This is a genomic window from Thioalkalivibrio sp. ALJ1 (assembly GCF_000745395.1).
Lineage (GTDB): Bacteria > Pseudomonadota > Gammaproteobacteria > Ectothiorhodospirales > Ectothiorhodospiraceae > Thioalkalivibrio.
Window position 1 is genome coordinate 1,975,824 of the sequence record NZ_KN050684.1, and the last position, 20,868, is coordinate 1,996,691.

Genomic DNA, 20,868 nt, shown 5'->3' on the forward strand with positions numbered 1-20,868 from the left:
CATGAGTGAAGCGCGCGCAGACAACGCGAAAACGGCGGACCGCGACGTTGTGATCCGGGTCCAGGGCCTGACCATGGGCTTCGATGACTTCGTACTGATGCGCGATCTCGATTTTGAGGTCCGTCGGGGCGAGATCTTCGTGATTCTTGGCGGGTCCGGGAGTGGCAAGAGTACGCTGCTCAAGCACATGATTGGGCTGCTCCAGCCGCAGGCGGGGCACATCTGGGTGGCGGGGTCGGATATTACCGCGGCGGAAGGTGCCGAGCGCGACGCGATCCTGCAGCGGGTCGGGGTGATGTACCAGATGGGTGCGCTGTTCGGCTCGATGACACTTCTGGAAAACGTGCGCTTGCCCTTGGAGGTCCATACGGATTTGCCGCGCGACGCGATGGACGCGATCGCACGGTCGCGCCTGCAGCTGGTCGGATTGGGCGCCTTTGCGGATTTCATGCCATCCGAGATCAGCGGTGGCATGCAAAAGCGCGCGGCGATTGCCCGGGCGATGGTGCTGGACCCGGAAGTCCTGTTCCTGGACGAGCCCTCGGCGGGTCTCGATCCCATTACTTCGGCGGATCTGGACCGGCTGATCCAGCGGCTCGCGCGCACCCTGGACATGACCATCGTGATCGTCAGCCATGAACTGGCCAGTATTTTTGCGATCGCGGACCGGGTGATTATGCTCGACAAGGAGAGTCAGGGCATCGCGGCCGAGGGCGACCCCGCCGTACTGCGTGACACATCGACTCATCCGTGGGTACAGCGGTTCCTGCGGCGAACGGATTCCGACGAAGAGAGGCCCGCATGAGTGCCCGACATCATTTCCGCCTGGGGCTGTTCATCCTCGGGGGCCTGGCGGCTCTGGTGGTGGCGCTGCTGATTTTGACGGCAGGCAATCTGCTGCGCCCCTCCATCCAGATCGAGACCTATATGGATTCCTCCATCCAGGGACTGGAGATCGGGGCGCCGGTGAAGTTTCGCGGCGTCACGATTGGTGAGGTCACCGATCTGACCTTTACCTCCGTGGAGTATGAGGCCGACATCCGCCCTGGAGAACGTAAACGCTATGTCATGGTGCGGGCCCGTCTTTATCCCGATCGCTTTGCCGCCAGTGCGCGGGAGGGGGAGTTCCAGGTGCAGATCCTGGAGAACCTGGTCGAGTCGGGTCTGCGGGTACGCATGGCCGCCCAAGGTATCACCGGCATGAACTACCTCGAAGCGGACTTTTCCGACCCGGAGTCGCATCCGCCTTTGGACTATGACTGGGAACCGCAAGCCTTTTACATCCCGTCGGCACCCAGCACGGCCATGCAGTTCCTGGAATACGCGGAAAGCCTGCTCAAGCGCATCGATGAGCTGGATATCGAGGGCGTGGTGGATAACCTGACGCAGCTCCTGGTGACCGTCGAAACGACCATTGCGGAGCTGGATACGGGGGCCATCGCGGACCACGCCGATCACTTGATCGCCGAGCTGGAAACCACCACGCGCACCGCCAACCGGGTGATGGAATCAGTGGAACGCATCGTTGACCATCCCGATACCCAGGCGCTCCCCAGCGAGACCCGGGCGGCCCTGCGCGAACTGCGCGAGACGGCCGAAGCCGCGGATGTCGGCCGTCTGGTCGATCGCATGGATTCGATGGTGGAGCGGCTGGATCGCGGTATGGACGTCAGCGAGACCAAGCTGCTGGAAACCCTGGACGAACTGCAGGCCGCAATTTCCGGGATCCGCAGCCTGTCGGATGATGTGCGCCGTAATCCGGGTGGCGCCCTGTTTGGCGCCCCGCCGCCGCGCAGCACGATGGACGAGGAGTAGACCGATGATCCGATGGACACTACCCGCAACCCTGATCTTTGCCTCGTTCCTGGCGGGTTGCACGCTGATTCCGGAGCGCGAGGCGGTCGACCGCTCATGGTTCCTTCTGGAACTGCCGGCGGAGCCGGCACCGCTTCAGGCTGATTCCGAGGGTCCGCTGGCCGTCGAGCTGGGTTCGGTCCGTGTGGCCCCGGCTTATTCGGGCAAAGGGCTGGTGTATCGGCTGGGTAATCATCGCTACGAATCGGATTATTACAACGAATGGTTTCTTGCGCCGGCCGAGCAGATCGAGCAACTGCTGCGCGAACGCTGGACGCGTAGCGATGCAGCCATCGAACTGGTCGACAACTCGGCCGATGCGCGTCGCGAAGGCCGACCCGCGGTGCAGCTACACATCCTGGTCACCGCCCTGTATGGCGACCTGGACGAGGCCAATCTCTCGGAATTGGCCGACGTGGACGCCGATACGCCAGTGCGTGGGATGGGGCGCGTCGGATTGAGAACCCAGCTGCGGACGGATCAACGGTCCCGGCTGGCACACATGGACGCGGAACGTTCCATTGATCGCCGCTCCGCCTCACGCCTGGTGGCGGCACTCTCCCAGGCCACGGCCGAAGTACTACTGGAACTGGAGCGCGAACTGCTGCGCGAAGCAGAACAGGAGGCCCGCGAATGACCGACGTCTTCGATTTTTCCGCACCGACATCCGAAGGCGGTGAACAGGTGTTGGCGGACTGGCGAGGTGATGTCCTGTTGATCGTGAACGTCGCGAGTGAGTGCGGCTTTACCCCGCAGTACGAGGGGCTGCAGGCCCTGGCCGATCGCTACGCCGAGCGCGGTTTCCGGGTCCTGGGCTTCCCCTGCAACCAATTTGGGGGTCAGGAGCCCGGGGGCGTGGACGAGATCCAGGCCTGCGGACTCAAGTTCGGCGTTTCCTTTCCCGTCTTCGCTAAGATCGAGGTAAACGGCGACGGCGCGCATCCCCTGTACCAGCACCTGAAGGCCCAGGCACCCGGCACATTGGGTACCCAGGGCATTAAGTGGAATTTCACCAAGTTCCTGGTTGGGCGCGATGGCCGGGTGATCGACCGCTTCTCCCCACAAAAGAAGCCGGCCGACCTGGCCCCGGCCATCGAAGCGGCCCTGGCCGTGCCCAAGCCGCAGGCCGATGGTGGCCAGTAGCCCGTCGGCGGCCACGCCTGAAGGCCCCTGCCCGGAGCAACCAGAGGCTCACGACTTTTGGATGGCCCGAGCCCTGGAGCAGGCGACGCACGCAGCAGATGCGGGCGAGGTGCCGGTGGGCGCGGTCCTTGTCGCGGCCGACGGCAGTTGCCTGGCGGCCTGTCACAACGCCCCAATCGAGTCTCACGACCCCACCGCCCACGCCGAGATTCGGGCGTTACGCACCGCCGGCCAACGCCTGCGGAACTACCGTCTGCCTGGCACCACGATGTACGTGACCCTGGAACCCTGCAGCATGTGCGCCGGGGCGATGATCCATGCCCGCGTGGAGCGCGTGGTGTACAGCACCACCGACCCCCGCACGGGCGCGGCCGGTAGCGCTCTTGACCTCTTGGGTCACCCCACGCACAACCACCGCATCAAAGTCGTCAGCGGCGTCCGGGCCGAGGAGGCCGGTGACCTTCTGCGCGCGTTCTTCCGCGCCCGCCGTGGCCGCCGCGAAGGCTGAATTGAAGGAGCGCCCCCTGGCAGAAGCCGTAACGGCAACATGGGCCACGGATGTGCAGGACGTGGGTCGGGGCTCGACGCGGCGAGCCATGAGCGGGATATTGCGGTCAGGAGCTTAAGCCAGGGATGCCGCGCGAGCGGTGCGAGCATAGGGAGCAACGCATGTTCTGTACGCAATGTGGGCAGGAAAACCCACCCAATGCTCAATTCTGTTCCGCTTGCGGCGCGCGGATGGGGACGGCACCGCAAGCGGCTGTAGCCGCTCCAAGCGTGACGGGGGAATCCAGTGGCCTGGGTGCTGTTCCGGACGAAATGCGTTACGCCGGTTTTTGGTATCGCGCCCTGGCGTTACTGATCGACTGGGTATTGGTCACGATTCTCGCGCTCGTGATCGTCATGCCACTGGCCTTTATCATGGGCGCGTCCATGGCGGGCAGTTCGGACATGCACACCATCGAGGCAGCCGGGCAGGGATTGGGCAACCTGCTGGGCATCATCATCTCGTGGCTGTACTACACCATCTTCGAGTCATCCGAATGGCAGGCCACTCCGGGCAAGCGGATACTGGGCCTGCGCGTGACCGACCTAGACGGTCAACGCATCGGCTTCGGCCGGGCGAATGCCCGCTACTGGTCCAAGATCCTCTCCGCCCTGATCCTGATGATCGGCTACCTGATGGCCGCCTTTACCCGCCGTAAACAGGCCCTGCACGACCTCATCGCCTCGACCCTGGTGATCAAGCGGTGATCGAGTAGTGCTAGCGTTTGGGGGTGCGCCACTGCGTGCACCACAGGGGTTGGCGCAAGCCTGATGAATCGGGGGCGGTGTACGTAACTGCTTGTAAGATATGGAGCCGGCGACAGGAGTCGAACCTGCGACCCTCTGATTACAAATCAGATGCTCTACCAGCTGAGCTACACCGGCTTGGGTGCGGGGGTGGCCCGCGTCGGGGCCTGAAAATTAATGGTGCCGGGAGCGAGAATCGAACTCGCACTCTGTTGCCAGAACCGGATTTTGAATCCGGCGCGTCTACCAGTTCCGCCATCCCGGCATCGGGTGGGGCGTAGTGTAGCGCACGTAGGGATCGAGACAAGGGATTCCGGCGTTCCCGAGTCTGCGCTGCGTGGTAGGATCGCGCGCCATGCGTGTTGCCGATTTCAATTACGAGCTCCCTGCAGAGCTGATTGCCCAGTATCCATTGCCGGATCGGGCGGGCTCGCGCCTGCTCGTTCTGGAAGACGAACAGGCACAGGATGCCCGCTTTGCGGAGATCGAACGCCTGCTGAAACCGGGTGATCTGTTGGTCTTGAACGATACCCGTGTGATTCCGGCGCGGGTGTTCGGGCAAAAGGAGAGTGGCGGGCATGTGGAGGTGCTGGTCGAGCGCATCGAGTCGCCGCAGCAGGTGCTGGCGATGGTACGTGCGAGCCGCGCACCGAAGCCGGGCACGCGCCTGCGCCTGGCGGATGCGTTCACTGTGGAGGTCACCGACCGTCAGGGGCCGTTCTTCCGGCTGCGCCTGGTGGATGGCGGGGACGTGCTGGAGCAGTTGAAGCAGCACGGCCATATCCCGTTGCCGCCGTATATCGAACGCGCGGACGAGGGCAACGACGCGGATCGCTATCAAACGGTGTTCGCACGCCGCGAAGGGGCTGTGGCCGCCCCGACCGCGGGCCTGCATTTCGACGATGCCCTGCTGGACCGGTTGCGGGCGGCGGGTGTGGAGACGGCGACCGTGACGCTGCATGTCGGGGCCGGCACCTTCCAGCCAGTAAAGGTAGACGACACAGAGGCCCACGAAATGCATTCGGAGTGGCTCGAGGTGGGGCCGGAGGCGTGCGCGTCGGTAGCCGCCTGCAAGGCACGCGGCGGGAGCGTGGTCGCGGTGGGGACGACTTGCGTGCGCTCGCTGGAGACCGCCGCGGCGGGTGGTGAGCTCCAGCCTTTCCAGGGCGAGACGCGGCTGTTCATCCAGCCAGGCTACCGATTCCGGGTAGTGGACCGGATGGTGACGAACTTCCATCTGCCACAGAGCACGTTGCTGATGCTGGTGGCGGCATTCTCCGGCTATCGCCGGATCCTGGATGCTTACGCGCATGCGGTTGCAGAGCACTACCGCTTCTTCAGCTACGGGGATGCGATGTGGCTGGCACCCGGCGACCCCGATGATCTGCCGCCGAGTGCTCGGGAGGGCGTTGATGGAGTTTGAATATCTGGGTCAGGACGGCCCCGCACGGCGGGGACGTCTGCACTTCCCGCGCGGTAGCGTGGAGACGCCGGCGTTTATGCCGGTGGGCACCTACGGCACGGTCAAGGCGATGACGCCGGAGGAGCTGCGCGAACTGGGTGCGGAGATCATCCTCGGCAACACGTTTCATCTAATGCTGCGGCCGGGGACCGAAGTGATCCGGGCGCATGGCGATCTGCACGACTTCATGCACTGGGAAGGGCCGATCCTGACGGACTCCGGCGGCTTCCAGGTCTTCTCGCTGGCCGAGATGCGCAAGATTAGCGAGGAGGGTGTTCGCTTCCAGTCCCCGGTGGATGGCTCGAAGGTGCTGATGACGCCGGAGTCCTCCATGCAGGTGCAGCGCGAGCTGGGCTCGGACATTGTGATGATCTTCGACGAGTGCACGCCGTATCCAGCGACGCTGGAAGAGGCGCGGCGGTCGATGGAGCTGTCCCTGCGCTGGGCCGCGCGTTCGCGCCAGGCCCATGCAGACAATCCGGCGGCACTGTTTGGCATTGTTCAGGGCGGGATGTACCCGGAGCTGCGCCGCGAGTCGGCGGCGGGCCTGCAGGAGATCGGATTCGATGGCTATGCGATTGGCGGGCTTTCGGTGGGCGAGCCGGAGGACGAGCGCCTGGCCACGCTGGACGCAACCCTGCCGCTGCTGCCGCAGGATCGGCCGCGCTACCTGATGGGTGTGGGTCGACCAGAGGACATCGTGGAGGCCGTGCGTCGTGGGGTGGACATGTTCGACTGCGTGATGCCGACCCGCAATGCGCGCAACGGCTTCCTGTATACCCGCGAGGGTGTGCTGCGCATCCGTAATGCGCGCTTCCGCGACGATACCGGCCCGATCGACCCGGAATGCGGGTGCTACACCTGCCGGAATTATTCGCGGGCCTATCTAAAGCACCTGGACAAGTGCAACGAGATCCTGGGCTCGCGCCTGGCAACGACCCACAACCTGCATTACTACCAAGATTTGATGCGTGGGTTGCGCGAGGTGATCGCGGGCGCGCAGCTCGCCGAATTCGTCGCCGATTTCTACGGTCGGCGCGGCATGGATGTGCCGCCTGTGCCATAATCCGCGCGTTATTTTTTAGCGCTTCGGCCACGGGTTTCCACCGGGCCCCGCGCACCCCCTGAACCAAGAGACGGAGTGTTTCGATGGATTTTCTGATTTCAGCAGCGCATGCCCAGGAAGGTGGAGTCGGCGGCGGTGGCATGATCGAGTTCCTGATCATGATCATCATCTTCTTCGCGATCATGTACTTCCTGATCATCCGGCCGCAGAGCAAGCGCGCCAAAGAGCACCGCTCCATGGTCGAGGCCCTGTCCAAGGGTGACGAGATCGTGACCAACGGCGGCGTGGCCGGCAAGATCACCGAGGTCTCGGATGACTTCATCAAGGTGGATATCGCCGACGGTGTGAACGTAGCTGTGCAAAAGCAGTCGGTTGCCTCTGTGATGCCCAAGGGCACGCTCAAAGACCTTTAATCGCCCTCCAGGGTTTTCCATATGCGCAATTCCTATCCGGCGTGGCTCTACGCCCTGATCGTCGTGGTCATCCTGGGCGCGGGCCTGTATGCCGCGCCCAACCTGTTCCCGGAAGACCCGTCGGTGCAGATTGGCAACCCGGTCACCGGCGAGATTGACGAAAACATCCGTGAGCTGATGGGCACCATTCTGGGGGCTCAGGGGGTGACGCCGAAGCAGGCCGAGGAGCAGGACGATGGCCAGATCCTGCTGCGTTTCGAGACCACCGACGAGCAGTCCGCGGCGGCGGAGATCCTGCGCAACGCCCTGGATGACAACCACACAGTCGCCCTGAACCTGGCTCCGGCCACGCCCAACTGGCTGCGAGCAATCAATGGCCAGCCGATGGCGTTGGGGCTCGACCTGCGCGGGGGTGTGCACTTCCTGATGGAGGTGGACCTGGAGGCAGTGATCGGCACAGCGATGGAGCGCTACGCCAACGAGCTGCGCGGGCGCATGCGTGACGAACGCATGAGCTTTGACACCATCGAGCGCAGTTCCAGCGATATCACGGTGATGTTCGCGAACGAGGAGAATTTCGAAGCGGCCGAAAGCTGGCTGAACCGCGAATATCGCGACGAACTGAACTGGGAAGTACGCGGTTCTGGCGACACGATCCGTATGGTTGCCACGCTGGACGATGACCACCTGACCGAATTGCGCCGCCAGGCGCTGCAGCAGAACATCTCTACCTTGCGTTCGCGGGTGGATGAGCTGGGTGTGGCCGAGCCCATCATCGCTCAGCAGGGCGAGAACCGTATCGTAGTACAGCTTCCGGGTGTGCAGGACACGGCACGCGCCAAGGAAGTGCTGGGTGCGACGGCCACCCTGGAGTTCCGTCTGGTGTCGGAAGCGGGTGATCCTCAAGAAGCCGACTCGACGGGAAGGGCGCCTTCCGGTACTCGCCTTTACCACGAGCGGGATGGGACGCCCGTACTCCTGCAGCGTCAGGTCATGCTAACGGGTGACTACATTACCGATGCCTCGTCGGGGATCGCACAGGATACCGGCGGTCCGGCGGTGTTCATCAATCTCGATGGCCAGGGCGCTCGTATCTTCTCGCGCGTGACCTCGGACAACGTGGGCCGTTTGATGGCTTCGGTATTCATCGAGACCACCACCGAAACGGTAGAGGAAGACGGCGAGCAGGTCCTGCGGACCTCGCGCAGCGAAGAGGTCATCAACGTTGCGCGCATCAACGAGCCTTTGGGCCGACGCTTCCAGATCTCCGGTCTGGATAGTACCCGCGAGGCACGCAATCTGGCGTTGTTGCTGAGAGCCGGGGCACTGGCTGCGCCGATGTCGATTGTGGAAGAGCGCACGGTCGGCCCGAGCCTGGGTCAGGAAAACATTGATCGTGGCATGCAGTCGGTCGTCATCGGCTTCATTGCCGTCATGATCTTCATGATTCTCTACTACCGGGTTTTCGGGTTGATCGCGAACGTGGCGTTGGCTCTGAATCTGGTGTTTATCGTGTCGGTGTTGTCCATGCTGCAGGCGACACTTACGTTGCCGGGTATCGCGGGGATCGTGTTGACCGTGGGTATGGCGGTGGACGCGAACGTACTGATCTTCGAACGCATACGCGAGGAGATACGCAACGGATTGTCGCCACAGGCGGCGATATCATCTGGCTATGACCGTGCGTTCACGACCATCGCCGATGCGAACGTCACCACCCTGATCGCGGCGCTGGTGCTATTCCTGTTCGGCACCGGCCCGATCAAGGGCTTCGCCATTACGCTATCGATCGGGATTATCGCGTCCATGTTTACCGCGATTATCGTGACCCGAGCGATCGTTAACCTGACGTACGGGCGCCAGCGTCGGCTGACGCGCCTGTCTATTTAAAGGCGGAGATAGACGCATGCTTCCGCATCTGAATTTCGCCGAATCGAATATCGATTTCCTGGGTAAGCGCAAGATTGCCCTAACGATCTCGCTGGTCCTGATTCTGATCTCCATCGCTCTGCTGGCGACCCGAGGCCTTAATTTCGGCATCGACTTCACCGGGGGCACGCTGGTAGAGGTCGGCTACCCCGAAGCGGTGGAGTTGGACCCCATCCGAGAGACGCTCTCGGCCGGTGGCTTTTCCGGGGCCCAGGTGCAGACCTTCGGGACGTCGCGTGATGTCCTGATCCGTCTTCCGCCAAGCGAGGACGATGATGATCCGGCGACGTTGTCCAACCGGGTCTTGAACGCCTTGCAGGACGGTGGGCCGGATGATCCGGACCTCCGTCGGGTGGAATTCGTCGGGCCGGCGGTGGGAGAAGAGCTACGTGAGCAGGGCGGGCTGGCCATGATCTATGCCTTGGCGGGCATCCTGATCTACGTGGCCGTTCGTTTCGAGTGGCGCTTTTCTATCGGTTCGGTGCTGGCGTTGATCCATGACGTGCTGATTACGCTCGGTATCTTTTCTTTGCTGCAGATGGAATTCGACCTGGGTGTGCTGGCCGCGGTGCTGGCGGTGATTGGCTACTCGCTGAATGACACCATCGTCGTGTATGACCGAATACGCGAGAACTTCCGTATTTTGCGTAAGCAGGGTACAGAGCAGGTCATGAATATTGCGGTGAACAAGACGCTGGCGCGCACCATCGTGACCAGTACGACGACGCTTCTGGTGCTGTTTTCATTGGCTTTTCTTGGTGGCGCCGCTCTGCAAAACTTCTCCATCGCTCTGATTATCGGGGTGATTGTGGGGACGTACTCGTCCATCTTTATCGCGGCGACCGCAGCCTTTTTGCTGGGGGTCGACCGTCAGGTGCTGCTCCCGGTGAAGAAAGAAGGGGCCGAGGAAGACCAGACGCCGTAGGCGACTCCGCGCCACGTGCGCGGTTTACCCTCCGAAGTTGCGTGCATAAAAAACGCCCGGAAGCCATAGGCTCCGGGCGTTTTTTATGGGGCCCTGGATTGGGCACCGGGGCTGGAGCGTTTAGAAGGCCAGGGCCTCCTTCACGATGCGGTCGACCAGTTCGTTGACATCGCGCAGGCTCTTCTTCGAATCCTTGTCTCCAATCTCCGGCACAGGGGTGTAGCCGATGTAGATGGTGCCAGGCTCGTCGCTCAGCTCGTAGACGGTGATGATGTAGGGGCAGAAGAGCATGTTGTGCGGGTCGGCTTCCATGGTCGCGCGCGAGTAGGTAGCGCTGCAGAAGTCCACGGAACGACCGTTCAGGTAGATGCCTTCGCCCTTCTCATGGCCGCCGGTGCGATCGAGCATGTCGGCGATGTGGCCGACGTTGTTGATGACCAGTCCTTCGGATCCGATGGCCTCTTCGATCATCTCGAAGTAGAAATCGAACTCGCCTTCGGTTTTGTAGATGATGCGCTCGTCCGTCTCCATGTAGGTCTCGTACGCGCTTGCCGTGCCAGCGATGGCGAGGCCAAGGCCCAGGGCGGCGGCGATGCCGGTGTTGCGTACCGCGCGGGTGATACGGGGAAATGTCTTCATGGTTCCGTCCTCAGTGATGGATTGGGCCTAATGCCCGGTCAGTCGAAGAAATGTCCGGCGAAGCGCTTGCGCGGCTGCCAGTAGGGGTTGTCCAGGTGTTCGATGCGGACCTGCCCGCGGGAGCTGGGGGCGTGCACAAAACGGCCGTCTCCGAGGTAGACCCCGACGTGGTCGATTTGATTCCCGTTGATCGCGAAGAACACCACATCGCCCGGCGTGGGGGAACCATTGCTGCGCGTGGCAGCGCGAGCCTGGTCACTGGTGGTCCGTGGGACGTCGCGCCCGGCTTCGCGATAGGCGCGCTGGACAAGGGCCGAGCAGTCCAGCCCGGAGGCGTCGGTTCCGCCATAGCGGTATGGGGTATCAAGATGGCCGAGGGCGGTTAGCACGACCTCGGAGCGCTCCAGGCCCGCCGCCGGCGCAAGGCTCATTGGGCCTTGAGGCGGGGATTCGGTGTCGGTAATGGGCTTGGGAGCCGCGGTGGGTTCCGTGCCACGGGGTTCGGGGCCCGTGCTACAACCCATCAGCAGCAGGAACGCGGCGCCGGCCAAAGCAACCGGCAGGTGCGCACCGACGAGGTCAGAAAAGGTCTTTTTCGGCATAGCTATCGGGGACCCTGAAGAGGTCCGAACTCAGCTCGTCGGTGGAGAGTCCGGCAAGGCGCGTGGTAACCCCGTCACGTTCGCTGACCTCAAGCGGGATGCCGTCAACGCGTGGCAGCAGCGAGGCGCCCATTTGCGAGGCCATGGGTCCGCCAGCCTCCAGGGCGCTCAGGGACAGCTCGTACAGGCGATCCATTAACGCCCCAAGGGTCTGGAAGTCGGCCTCGGACAGGCCGAGCGAGTCGGTCTCAGCCACGCATACGATGCTTTGCGGCTCGCCACCAATCAGAACCTCGTGTTCGTCGCAGACGAAGTCGCCGACCTCGCGTTGCTCGCCCGTGGCGCGTGTGCTGATGTCGGCGTCGAAGCCTTCCTCGCCGATGCCAAGTTGCTCCTCCAGTTGTTGGCGAACCTCGGGCGGGAGTTGTTCCATCTGTCGGCGTAGGTCGCTGACCATGTCGGTCATCGCCCGCATCTGTTCGTCCATGACCTCGCGGGTCAGCGGGGTGAAGGTCTGTTCGCTGTCGTCCACCACCGTGAGGGTGTCGGTCGTGGCATCGAACAGCATGTACCCGGAGGTGCCGCTGATGGCTTCGTTCAGCTCCATGCGCACGATTTCGCCCCGTACCAGGATCTGGCTTTCCAGTCCTTCGTCATCCACATAATGCAGCATGGCGTCCGCCTGCGCGCTGGAGCCGACCGCCAGCAGGCCGCAGGAGGCGAGACCCAGTAGGGCGTGACGGATGCGGGACGTGGGGCGTTGGCAGTGATGAGGCATGAAGGCTCCTACGATCGGTCGGTGTCGGTCTGCGGCGGGAGGATGGCCACCCTAGGGAAACACTGATTAATGTACACGCTCGCGCTCGAGTCGCTTTTGCGTGCGTTTAATGCGCGGTGACTACCGTGCAGTCATTCTGCACAAGGGAACCGCAACGCCGTGCGCATGCCCGTTATCGACAACAACGGGCGGACGAGCCCCTGCTTTCAATGGTTTGTGGGGTTGGTACCCCAGGCTCCCCGATCCGGCGTTGCGCCCCAATCCATCAAAAACGGGCGGGTAGAACCACTACCCGCTACGCGACGCGCCTTGTCTCGGAAAACCTGGGGTACTAACGCGAGTGTGTACATTAATCAGTGTTTCCCTAGTCGCCATTGTATCCCTTCGCTCAGGACGTGACGGGTTTTAACAGCTGGCGGGCCACGGCGTCCGAGTCCAGGGGGGCTTCCGGGGCGACCTCGATGGGGTGCTCTTCGGGGGCTGGCCATTCCTGCGTCGGTTGTTGCTGTTCCATGACCTCGATACCGGCATCGGAGGCGTCTGTACCGGCCTGGGCGCGCGCCTTCAGCCGGTCCCGCAGGATGGCTTCGTTGGCCTGGCAGGCCACCACGGCAAACCCCGCTCCGTGGTCGCGGGCGAGGTCTTGGAATGGCGCCCGCTGGGCACGGGTGAGGAAGGTGGCATCGACCACCACGGTCAGGCCGAGGGTCAGTAGGTGATTGGCACGCTCACGCAGGTGGTCGTAGATCAGTGCACGGGCGGATTCGCTGTACGAGACGGAGTTGGATATGCGTTTGCGTTCAATGTCAGAGCGCAGCCGCACGGCGCCGAGGGTCTCGAGGATTTGGGTACTGACGACCGTCTTGCCACTTCCGGAGACGCCGTGCATCAGGATCAGGCGCGGCTCACCGCGTTCGGTCAGGCGCTCGGCCAGCGCAAGGTAGCGCCCCATCTCGGCCTTGTGTGCGGCCTGTTCATCGGACGGCAGTTGAGCCTCGGACCCGTGAATTCCCTGAACCTTGGCCCGAATCAGGGCCCGGTAGACCTGGTAAAGCGGGAGCAGGGCCAGTCCGTTGAGGTCCTCGCGGCCTTCGAAATAGGCGTTGAGCAGTCGCCAGGCATGGGCACGGGACTGGCGTGCCAGCAGGTCCATGGTGGTGAAGGCGATCTCGGAGATCACGTCGATCCAGCGCAGGGCGGGATCGAACTCGATCGCATCGAAGGCGACCGGGACTTCGTTGCCGTGTTCGTCATCGACGTAGACCAGGTTCCCCAGATGCAGATCGCCATGGCCGTGACGCACGAAGCCTTCGTCATGTCGTTTCTTCAATAAATCGTGCAGGCGATGGATTTCTTTCGACGTCCAGGCCTCAAGTCGGTCCAGTCGAGCCCGGTCAGCCGCGCCGGTGACGGTTTCGGACAGCGCGGGGAAGTTGTCCAGCATGGGCTGGGTGGTGGCCTCGGCCGTGCCGTATTCGGATTGCGCATCGGTGCGTTCGGTGCGTTCGGTGCGCTCGTGGAAGGCGGCAATGTAGTGACCTAGCGCATCCATGGCCGCCGCCGGCAAGCGGCCCTTGTCGAGCAGGTGATCGAGCTGGCGCTTGCGGTCAAAGCGGCGCATGTGCACCGCATAATCGACGATCGGTCCGGTACCGTTGATTTGGGGGTGGCCGTTGTCACCATTGAGGGTCACCACCTCCAAATAGATCTGGGGCGCCAGGCGGCGATTGACCTCCAGTTCGGTCTCGCAGTACTGCCGGCGAGCTTCGAGGGTTGAGAAGTCGAGGAAGCCGAGATTAAGGGGCTTCTTGAACTTGTAGGCGTCTTCACCGGCGAGGATCACCGTCGAGATATGGGTTTCGATTGTGCGCACGGTGGTTGGATCCGGCTGCGGATCCGGAAAGCCGCCGTGTTCGACCAGTTGGCGCAGACGCTTGTGGTGCTGTTGCAGTTCGGTCATCAGGGCTCCGCTGCGGCGCGGGGGGTGTTCTCGCGCTTGGGGTCTTTTTGCTGGAATCGCCGGGTATGCACCCGTTTTTGATTAGGTCTCAGGTTACCATTGCAGCCGTTTCGGTTACCCCGTCGACGTCACGTCATGCCGCGAAAGCCTTCTACACGTTCCCGTAAGCGATCTGCGTCCCGCAAGGGACCGCTGCGGCGCCTGTTTGGCGCGGGCGCTTGGACCCTCGTCGGGCTGTTGCTCGCAGGCATGATGGTGGGCGGGATTTATGTCCATCAACTGGACCGCGAGATCCGGGAACAGTTCGAAGGCCAGCGCTGGGCTTTGCCCGCGCGGGTCTATGCGCGTCCATTGGAGTTGTACGCTGGGCGGTCGCTGACGGTAGATGCGCTGGAAGGCGAGCTGCGTGCACTGAATTATCGCGAGACGCCGGCGGGTGACGGTCCCGGCGAGTTCAATAGCAGCGGCAATACGGTTCGGTTCACGACCCGGCCCTTTACCTTCGGGGATGGCCTGGAGCCGGCACATTCGGTACGGGTGAGCCTGTCCGGTGGGCGCGTGCAGACGGTTGCGGAGCAGTCCAGTGGGCGCAATGTGGACCTGATGCGGGTCGAGCCGCTGTTGATTGGCAGCATTTACCCGACCCACGGCGAGGATCGCATCCTGGTCGACATCGACGAGGTTCCGCGTGAGTTAATTGGGGCTTTGCTGGCGATCGAGGACCGGCGTTTCATGTCGCACCGGGGGGTCGATCCTGTGGGCATCGGCCGCGCGATGGTCGCCAACCTGCGCGCCGGCCGCACCGTGCAGGGTGGCAGTACCCTGACCCAGCAGTTGGTGAAGAACTTCTACTTGACCCGCGATCAGACGCTAACCCGCAAGCTCAACGAGGCAGTGATGGCGTTGCTGCTGGAGCATCGGTACGACAAGCGCCAGATTCTCGAGGCGTATCTGAACGAGGTGTTCCTGGGGCAGGCAGGCGAACGCGCGATCCATGGGTTTGGTCAGGCCGCGCAGTTCTATTATCAGCGACCGCTGAACGAATTGCGGCTGGACCAGCTAGCGCTCCTGGTCGGGTTGGCACGGGGTGCCAGCTACTACGATCCGCGGCGCTACCCGGAGCGCGCGCAACAACGCCGGGATCGCGTACTGGGAGCGATGGCCGAGACGGGTCTGGCCGAGCGCGATCGAGTGGATCGGGCCCTGGCCACGGCCCTTGATGTTTCGCCGGTAATGCCGGAAGGGCGCAGCCGCTACCCGGCATTCCTGGATCTGGTGCGCCGAGAACTGCGTGCCGACTACGCCGACGAGGACCTGCGCAGCGAGGGCCTGCGGATCTTCACCACCATGGATCCAGTGGTCCAGCAACGCCTTGAAGACCGACTGGTTCGTGGCGTGAACGAGCTGGTGCAACGCCGCGGGGGCGGGAGGGACCTCGAAGATTTGCAGGCCGCAGCGGTTGTGACGGATCCGCAGGCCGGTGAAGTGCTGGCGGTGGTAGGGGATCGCAACCCACGCTATCCCGGCTACAACCGTGCCGTGGAGTCCCAGCGACAGGTAGGGTCGGTCATCAAGCCATTCGTGTATCTCGCCGCCCTGACCAATCCGGATCGCTATACCCTGGCGACACTGTTGGACGACAGCCCACTGACGCTGCGGCTGCCGCATGGGGAGCCCTGGACGCCGCGCAACTTTGACCGGGAGTATCGGGGTCAGGTGACGGCCTGGGAAGCGTTGGTGCAGTCCTACAACGTGGCGACCGTTCGCCTTGCCGAGGATATCGGTATCTCGCAAGTCGTCAGCTTGCTGCAGACCCTTGGGTTGCAGCGGACGCCAGCCCCCTTGCCGTCCCTCGCGCTCGGTGCGATCGAACTCTCGCCGCTGGAGGTCGCCGGCTTGTACCAGGCGCTTGCGAATGGCGGCTATGCAACCGGTACGCGGGTGATTCGCGATGTGCTGGATCAGAATGACGAGATGCTGTCGCACTACGGATTGTCCTTGCAAGGGGCGGTGTCGGATGGATCGGTGCGGTTGCTGACACATGCCTTGCACGATGTGACCCGGGAAGGGACCGGGCGCCGGATCGATGCACGCCTGAACGGTCAGGTGGTGTCCGGCAAGACGGGCACGACGAATAACTTTCGTGACAGTTGGTTTGCCGGCTTCGACGATCGCCATGTGGCCGTGGTGTGGCTGGGCATGGACGATAATCAACCGACCGGCCTGACCGGCGGGGTATCGGCCGCTCCAGTGTGGGCGGAGATCATGGCGGGGATCGGCGTGCAGTCGCTGCGCCTGGACGGGCATCCCGGTGTGGATTACCAAGGCATTGATCTGGCGTCCGGCCTGCGAGTGGAGAGTGACGATCACTCCTGCGAGGCGGTGAAGACGCTCCCGTTCTGGCAGAATTCGAGCCCCGAGACGCGCGCCGACTGTGATCTGGGCAGTGATTCCGGTTCGCAAGGCTGGTTCGAGAGGCTATTCCGTTGAAGACGTTCAGGATCACCAACACAGCACGGGCCCGGGGCCGGGCATCGACACCGGGGCGACGGGTGCGGCCAGCACAATGGCTTGTGATGGTGGCGTTGACCCTGGTGCTAGGAGCCTGTGCCACACCGGCTCCGCGCGATTCGGGTTCGGTCGAGCGAGACGATGAGGGTGTTGCGGAAGATGGCTCACCAACCCGTGACGAAGCGGAGAGGGCATCCGAACCGGAACACGAGCCCACACCGGCTGCCGCCCTCAACCTGGCTCAACAGGCGGAATCCGCACGAGAGGCCGGGGATACTGCCCGGGCAGAGCAGCGTCTGGAGCGTGCCCTGCGGATTGCTCCGCGGGATGCCCAGCTGTGGCACCAAATGGCGGTTATCAGGATGGATCAGGAGCGCTACGAACAGGCCGAAAGGCTGGCCAGTCGTTCCTTGCAGGTGGCCGGCAGTGGAGATCGCGAACTGGCGTTGAAAAATTGGCGCCTGATCCTCGCGGCCCGCGAGGCGCAGGGGGATACCGCTGGGGCCGAGGAAGCCCGCGAAGAGATCCGTCGCCTGGAATCCGAAGTTGTCTGACACGCCGGATTTTGCAGCCGAAGGGTCGGCGGCCGTCCGAGCCCTCAGCCCTGGTGGAGATCTGGCGGTCGCAGTCGATGGCTTCCGGCCGCGCGAGCCGCAGCAGCGCATGGCGGTCGCGGTGGAAGAGGCGCTGGCGACCGCACCCACCGCGTTGCTGGTCGAGGCCGCGACCGGGGTGGGCAAGACCTTTGCGTACTTGGTGCCTATCCTGCAGTCGCGCCGGCGGGCGTTGATCTCAACCGGGACCAAGACCCTGCAGGACCAACTGTTCGACCGGGATCTCCCGATGGTCTGCGAGGCCCTGAGCTATCGCCCCAAAGCGGCTTTGCTCAAGGGGCGCGCCAATTACCTTTGTCACTACCGTCTGGAGCTGGCGGCCGCCGAGGCCGGCGGGGCGATCGGGGGCGGAGTAAAGCGCGATCGGCTGGAAGTGATTGAGGCGCTGCAGCGCTTTGCCCGCACGAGTCAATCGGGGGATTTGGGCCAGGCAGGGATCCTCGCGGAGGATTCGATGTTGTGGCCGCAGGTGACCTCAACCGTGGATAACTGCCTCGCTGGTGAGTGCCCGAACTACAACGATTGTTTCGTGGTCCAGGCGCGCAAGCGGGCCCAGGAGGCGGACGTGGTGGTGGTCAATCATCACCTGCTGTTGGCCGACATGGCACTGAAGGAAGAAGGCTTTGGCGAGCTCCTGCCCGAGGTCGATGCGGTCATTGTGGATGAGGCGCACCAGCTGCCGGATATCGCTGGGTCGTTCTTTGGGGTGGCGTTCGGTACCCGCGCGCTGCGCGAGCTGGCGCGGGACGCTCGCCGCGAGCAGCAACAGCATGCGCCGGAGATGCTGGATATCCCGCAGCGGATGGCCGAGCTGGAGGCCTGTGTCGCCGAATTGCTGGAGACTTCGCGCACCTGGGAGGGACGTTCCAGCTGGGATGCAGTAAATCCCGACCGGGAGCTGGATCCGTTGCTGGATCGCATGGACGCCAGCCTCGGGGTTGTGGGCGACGCCCTGGAGGTGGCGGCCGCGCGCGCACCGGGCCTGGAGCAGCTGCGTGGACGCAGTGCCCTGCTGCTGGAGCGGCTGCGCGAGTGGCGCGAGGAGACCCCGGATACCGTTGCCTGGGCCGAGCGCTTCAGCCAGAGCCTGATCCTGCATCGCACGCCGCTGGACGCGGCGCGGCCCCTGGCACAGCGTCGGGCCGCACGGCCGGCGGCGTGGGTGTTTACCTCCGCGACCCTGGCGGTGGGGGACGACTTTGGTCACGCCGCGCGCCGGCTGGGGCTGCCGGCCGATGTCGCCAGCGAGCGCCTGGACAGCCCCTTTGATTTCCCGAACCAGGCGTGTCTGGTGCACCCGCAGCCCCCGCTGCCCAACCCCAACGCGCCGGGCTATACCCGGGCCTGTATCGCCTGGGCCTGGCCGCTATTGCGCGATAATCCGGGCGGCGGTTTCTTCCTGTTTACGAGTCACCGCGCGTTGCAGGAGGCGGCGGTGATCCTGCGTGCTGAACTTCCGCCGGAGCGCGAGCTTCTGGTCCAGGGCGAGCAGCCACGCGGGGATTTGCTGGCGCGTTTTCGTGAAAGCGGGAATGCCTGGCTGCTGGGGGCGCACAGCTTCTGGGAAGGCGTGGATATCCGCGGTGAGGCGTTATCGGTGGTGATTATCGACCGCCTACCGTTCGCCGCCCCGAATGACCCCGTGCTCCAGGCCCGCGCATCGGCCCTGGAGGCAGAGGGGCGATCACCGTTCATGGAGTTCACCCTGCCGCAGGCGGTGCTCGCGCTCAAGCAGGGGGCCGGACGTCTCATTCGGGATGCCGAGGATGCCGGTATCCTTGCGCTTTGTGACCCACGGCTAACCGGAAAATCCTATGGTCGGCGATTCTTGGCCAGTCTGCCGCCGTTCTACCGCACCCGGGAGCCGGCGACCGCACTACGCTTTCTGGAACAAGCACGAGGACGTGACGTATGCGCCTGATCGCGCTGGAGACCGCGACCGAACAGTGTTCGGCGGCGCTTTATCTGGATGGCGAGATCCTCTGCCTGCGTGAGCGGGCCGCCCGCCGCCATGGCGAGTTGATCCTGGGACAGATCGAGCAGTTGCTGCGCGAGGCCGATGTGCCGCGCGGCAGCCTGGATGGTGTGGCGGTGGGCCGGGGGCCGGGCGCGTTTACCGGTGTGCGTTTGGGGCTGGGGGTCGCCCAGGGCATCGCGTTCGCACTGGATTGCCCGGTGGTTCCAATCTCCAGTCTTCAGGTTCTGGCTCAGCAGGCGTTGACCGCCGAACGGCGCCCGGCGGCCGTTCTTGCGGCCCTGGATGCGCGCATGGGTGAGATCTACTGGAGCCTTTGCCCGGTTCAGGGAGAACGGGTGTTGCTGGGGGTGGAGCAGGTGAGTGCGCCGGAGGACCTTGAGGTGGTGTGGCCCGAGGGCGAGCGCTTTGCGCTGGGGTCTGCCTTTGCTGCCTTTCCCGAGGTGGCCGCCGCACAGGGACTGTCCGCAGGGGCGGTTGCTGCCGACGCCCTGCCGGATGCCCGCGAGGTCGCGCTGCTGGGTGTGGATGCCTGGGAACGCGGCGAGGCCGTGGCGCCCGAGGATGCCCAACCGGTCTACGTCCGTGATGATGTGGCGCGCCCGGCGGGCGCGTCGTAACCGCCTGCTCTGGAGACTCCACCCGAATGCACGAGACACCCTATCCCTGGCAGGCGCCACTGACGGCGACGATCAAGGCACGTCCGGAGGACTTCCGGGTCGAGGAGATCCCGGCGACGCTACCCGAGGGTTCCGGGGAGCATGTCTGGCTGGAGATCGAGAAGACGCTGCTGAACAGCGAGGATGTCGCGGTGTGGCTGGCGCGCGAGTCCGGCGCAGGACGTGGCCGAGTGAGTTACGCCGGGCGCAAGGATCGTCAAGCGGTCACACGGCAGTGGTTCAGTGCGCAGTGCCCGCCGGAGTCCGAACCCGACTGGGAAACCCGGGCTAGCGCCTGGAATGCGGCGCGTGAAGCGGCGGGAGAGCCCGGAGCCGTGCGGGTGTTACAGGTCGCTCGCCATGCCCGGAAATTGCGAACCGGACACTTGAAGGGCAACCGATTCGAGATCCGCCTGAGCGATGTGGAAGGCGACCGGGATGCGGCGGAGACCATCCTGGAGGCCATCCGCCGTGGCGGGATCCCCAATTACTTCGGTGTGCAGCGTTTTGGGCGCGACAATCTGGCCAAGGCGCGCGCCTGGCTGGGCGGTGGCCGAGCCCCTCGGAGTCGCAATCAGCGCAGCCTGCTGCTGTCCGCTGCGCGTTCCGCGATCTTCAATGCCGTACTGGCCGAGCGAGTCCGTCGGGGCGAGTGGGATCGTCTGTTGCCGGGTGATGTTGCCAATCTCGAGGGGTCGGGGAGTGTGTTCCCCGTGGCCGAGGTGGATGCCGAACTGGAGGGGCGTTGCCAATCGCTGGATATCCATCCCACGGGCCCGCTTTGGGGGAGTGGCGCCTCGCAGACGGACGGCGAGGTTCAGGCGCTCGAAGCCGCGATGGCCACTCGTGAGCCGGAATTGGCCGAAGGTTTGGTGCGAACGGATGTGAAGGCGGCACGGAGAGCGTTACGTATGGTGCCGGGCGCGGTGGATTGGCGCTGGGAGGCCGATGATCTGGTTCTGTTGCTCGAGCTGGGTGCGGGGGAGTACGCCACCGGGGTGATCGACGCGATCTGCGTGCCGCGTTCGGAGCCTGGCTGAGCGGT

The 20,868-nt window shown here is 64.0% G+C and carries 20 protein-coding genes, 2 tRNA genes and 1 pseudogene; 17 read left to right on the top strand and 6 right to left on the bottom strand.

Annotation, left to right across the window (positions count from 1 at the left end):
* Position 1 precedes the first annotated feature (1 nt).
* The 7 genes and pseudogenes from F462_RS11625 to F462_RS11650 all read left to right on the top strand — a co-directional run bounded on the left by F462_RS11625 (position 2) and on the right by F462_RS11650 (position 4,251).
* On the top strand, positions 2–805 hold the full coding sequence (locus F462_RS11625; protein ID WP_051918125.1) for an ABC transporter ATP-binding protein: 804 nt from the start codon (positions 2–4) through the stop codon (positions 803–805).
* The gene (locus F462_RS11630; protein WP_038054316.1) at positions 802–1,815 is read left to right on the top strand and encodes an MlaD family protein; all 1,014 of its coding nucleotides are present in this window, start codon (positions 802–804) and stop codon (positions 1,813–1,815) included. The genes F462_RS11625 and F462_RS11630 overlap by 4 nt, the downstream gene beginning before the upstream one ends.
* A 4-nt stretch (positions 1,816–1,819) precedes the next feature.
* The gene (locus F462_RS11635; protein ID WP_038054318.1) at positions 1,820–2,491 is read left to right on the top strand and encodes a PqiC family protein; all 672 of its coding nucleotides are present in this window, start codon (positions 1,820–1,822) and stop codon (positions 2,489–2,491) included.
* Complete coding sequence (locus F462_RS11640) at positions 2,488–2,997, top strand: glutathione peroxidase (protein ID WP_038054320.1); 510 nt, start codon at positions 2,488–2,490, stop codon at positions 2,995–2,997. The genes F462_RS11635 and F462_RS11640 overlap by 4 nt, the downstream gene beginning before the upstream one ends.
* A complete protein-coding gene (gene tadA, locus F462_RS11645) occupies positions 2,984–3,505 on the top strand; it encodes a tRNA adenosine(34) deaminase TadA (RefSeq protein WP_038054323.1) in 522 nt (173 codons plus the stop codon). Before F462_RS11640 ends, tadA begins: the two co-directional genes overlap by 14 nt.
* A 161-nt stretch (positions 3,506–3,666) precedes the next feature.
* A pseudogene (locus F462_RS13990) lies at positions 3,667–3,729 on the top strand (zinc-ribbon domain-containing protein); the annotation flags it as partial.
* Between the two features lie 45 nt (positions 3,730–3,774).
* Positions 3,775–4,251: an RDD family protein gene (locus F462_RS11650; protein WP_371180519.1), complete on the top strand. Its 477-nt coding sequence runs from the start codon at positions 3,775–3,777 to the stop codon at positions 4,249–4,251.
* A gap of 101 nt (positions 4,252–4,352) precedes the next feature.
* Here the strand turns inward: F462_RS11650 and F462_RS11655 are convergent.
* Positions 4,353–4,428, bottom strand: a tRNA-Thr gene (locus tag F462_RS11655).
* A 40-nt stretch (positions 4,429–4,468) separates the two neighbouring features.
* Positions 4,469–4,555, bottom strand: a tRNA-Leu gene (locus F462_RS11660).
* Between the two features lie 90 nt (positions 4,556–4,645).
* On the opposite strand from F462_RS11660, the gene queA reads away from it, so the two are divergent.
* The 5 genes from queA to secF all read left to right on the top strand — a co-directional run bounded on the left by queA (position 4,646) and on the right by secF (position 10,085).
* Positions 4,646–5,713, top strand: coding sequence for a tRNA preQ1(34) S-adenosylmethionine ribosyltransferase-isomerase QueA (gene queA / locus F462_RS11665; protein ID WP_038054327.1), 1,068 nt, complete (start codon positions 4,646–4,648; stop codon positions 5,711–5,713).
* Complete coding sequence (gene tgt, locus F462_RS11670; RefSeq protein WP_038054330.1) at positions 5,703–6,818, top strand: tRNA guanosine(34) transglycosylase Tgt; 1,116 nt, start codon at positions 5,703–5,705, stop codon at positions 6,816–6,818. Before queA ends, tgt begins: the two co-directional genes overlap by 11 nt.
* A gap of 83 nt (positions 6,819–6,901) precedes the next feature.
* Positions 6,902–7,231 carry a preprotein translocase subunit YajC gene (gene yajC, locus F462_RS11675; protein WP_038054333.1) on the top strand — a complete coding sequence of 110 codons (330 nt, stop codon included), beginning with the start codon at positions 6,902–6,904 and terminating at the stop codon, positions 7,229–7,231.
* Between the two features lie 21 nt (positions 7,232–7,252).
* Positions 7,253–9,121 carry a protein translocase subunit SecD gene (gene secD / locus F462_RS11680; RefSeq protein WP_038054336.1) on the top strand — a complete coding sequence of 623 codons (1,869 nt, stop codon included), beginning with the start codon at positions 7,253–7,255 and terminating at the stop codon, positions 9,119–9,121.
* A 16-nt stretch (positions 9,122–9,137) separates the two neighbouring features.
* Positions 9,138–10,085, top strand: a complete 948-nt coding sequence (gene secF, locus F462_RS11685; RefSeq protein WP_018140547.1) for a protein translocase subunit SecF — start codon at positions 9,138–9,140, stop codon at positions 10,083–10,085.
* 120 nt (positions 10,086–10,205) lie between these two features.
* Here secF and F462_RS11690 read toward each other — a convergent pair whose 3' ends face one another.
* The 4 genes from F462_RS11690 to F462_RS11705 all read right to left on the bottom strand — a co-directional run bounded on the left by F462_RS11690 (position 10,206) and on the right by F462_RS11705 (position 14,064).
* Positions 10,206–10,724, bottom strand: a complete 519-nt coding sequence (locus tag F462_RS11690; protein ID WP_038054339.1) for a DUF302 domain-containing protein — start codon at positions 10,722–10,724, stop codon at positions 10,206–10,208.
* Between the two features lie 38 nt (positions 10,725–10,762).
* Positions 10,763–11,326: a C40 family peptidase gene (locus F462_RS11695; RefSeq protein WP_038054342.1), complete on the bottom strand. Its 564-nt coding sequence runs from the start codon at positions 11,324–11,326 to the stop codon at positions 10,763–10,765.
* Complete coding sequence (locus F462_RS11700; RefSeq protein WP_038054345.1) at positions 11,304–12,104, bottom strand: hypothetical protein; 801 nt, start codon at positions 12,102–12,104, stop codon at positions 11,304–11,306. The genes F462_RS11695 and F462_RS11700 overlap by 23 nt, the downstream gene beginning before the upstream one ends.
* A gap of 388 nt (positions 12,105–12,492) precedes the next feature.
* Positions 12,493–14,064 (bottom strand): bifunctional aminoglycoside phosphotransferase/ATP-binding protein, encoded by a 1,572-nt coding sequence (locus F462_RS11705; protein WP_038054348.1) that lies wholly within the window; start codon positions 14,062–14,064, stop codon positions 12,493–12,495.
* 135 nt (positions 14,065–14,199) lie between these two features.
* Here F462_RS11705 and mrcB point away from each other — a divergent pair, with 135 nt between their 5' ends.
* The 5 genes from mrcB (at position 14,200) to truD (ending at position 20,863) form a co-directional block, all read left to right on the top strand.
* Positions 14,200–16,554 carry a penicillin-binding protein 1B gene (gene mrcB / locus F462_RS11710; RefSeq protein WP_081911407.1) on the top strand — a complete coding sequence of 785 codons (2,355 nt, stop codon included), beginning with the start codon at positions 14,200–14,202 and terminating at the stop codon, positions 16,552–16,554.
* Positions 16,555–16,640: 86 nt separating this feature from the next.
* Positions 16,641–17,129, top strand: a complete 489-nt coding sequence (locus F462_RS11715; RefSeq protein WP_081911408.1) for a tetratricopeptide repeat protein — start codon at positions 16,641–16,643, stop codon at positions 17,127–17,129.
* Positions 17,122–19,110: an ATP-dependent DNA helicase gene (locus tag F462_RS11720; RefSeq protein WP_038054357.1), complete on the top strand. Its 1,989-nt coding sequence runs from the start codon at positions 17,122–17,124 to the stop codon at positions 19,108–19,110. Before F462_RS11715 ends, F462_RS11720 begins: the two co-directional genes overlap by 8 nt.
* A complete protein-coding gene (gene tsaB, locus F462_RS11725; RefSeq protein WP_038054359.1) occupies positions 19,101–19,784 on the top strand; it encodes a tRNA (adenosine(37)-N6)-threonylcarbamoyltransferase complex dimerization subunit type 1 TsaB in 684 nt (227 codons plus the stop codon). The genes F462_RS11720 and tsaB overlap by 10 nt, the downstream gene beginning before the upstream one ends.
* Before the next feature lie 26 nt (positions 19,785–19,810).
* Entirely contained in the window at positions 19,811–20,863 is a 1,053-nt protein-coding gene (gene truD / locus F462_RS11730) for a tRNA pseudouridine(13) synthase TruD (RefSeq protein ID WP_038054362.1), read from the top strand.
* Positions 20,864–20,868 lie beyond the last annotated feature (5 nt).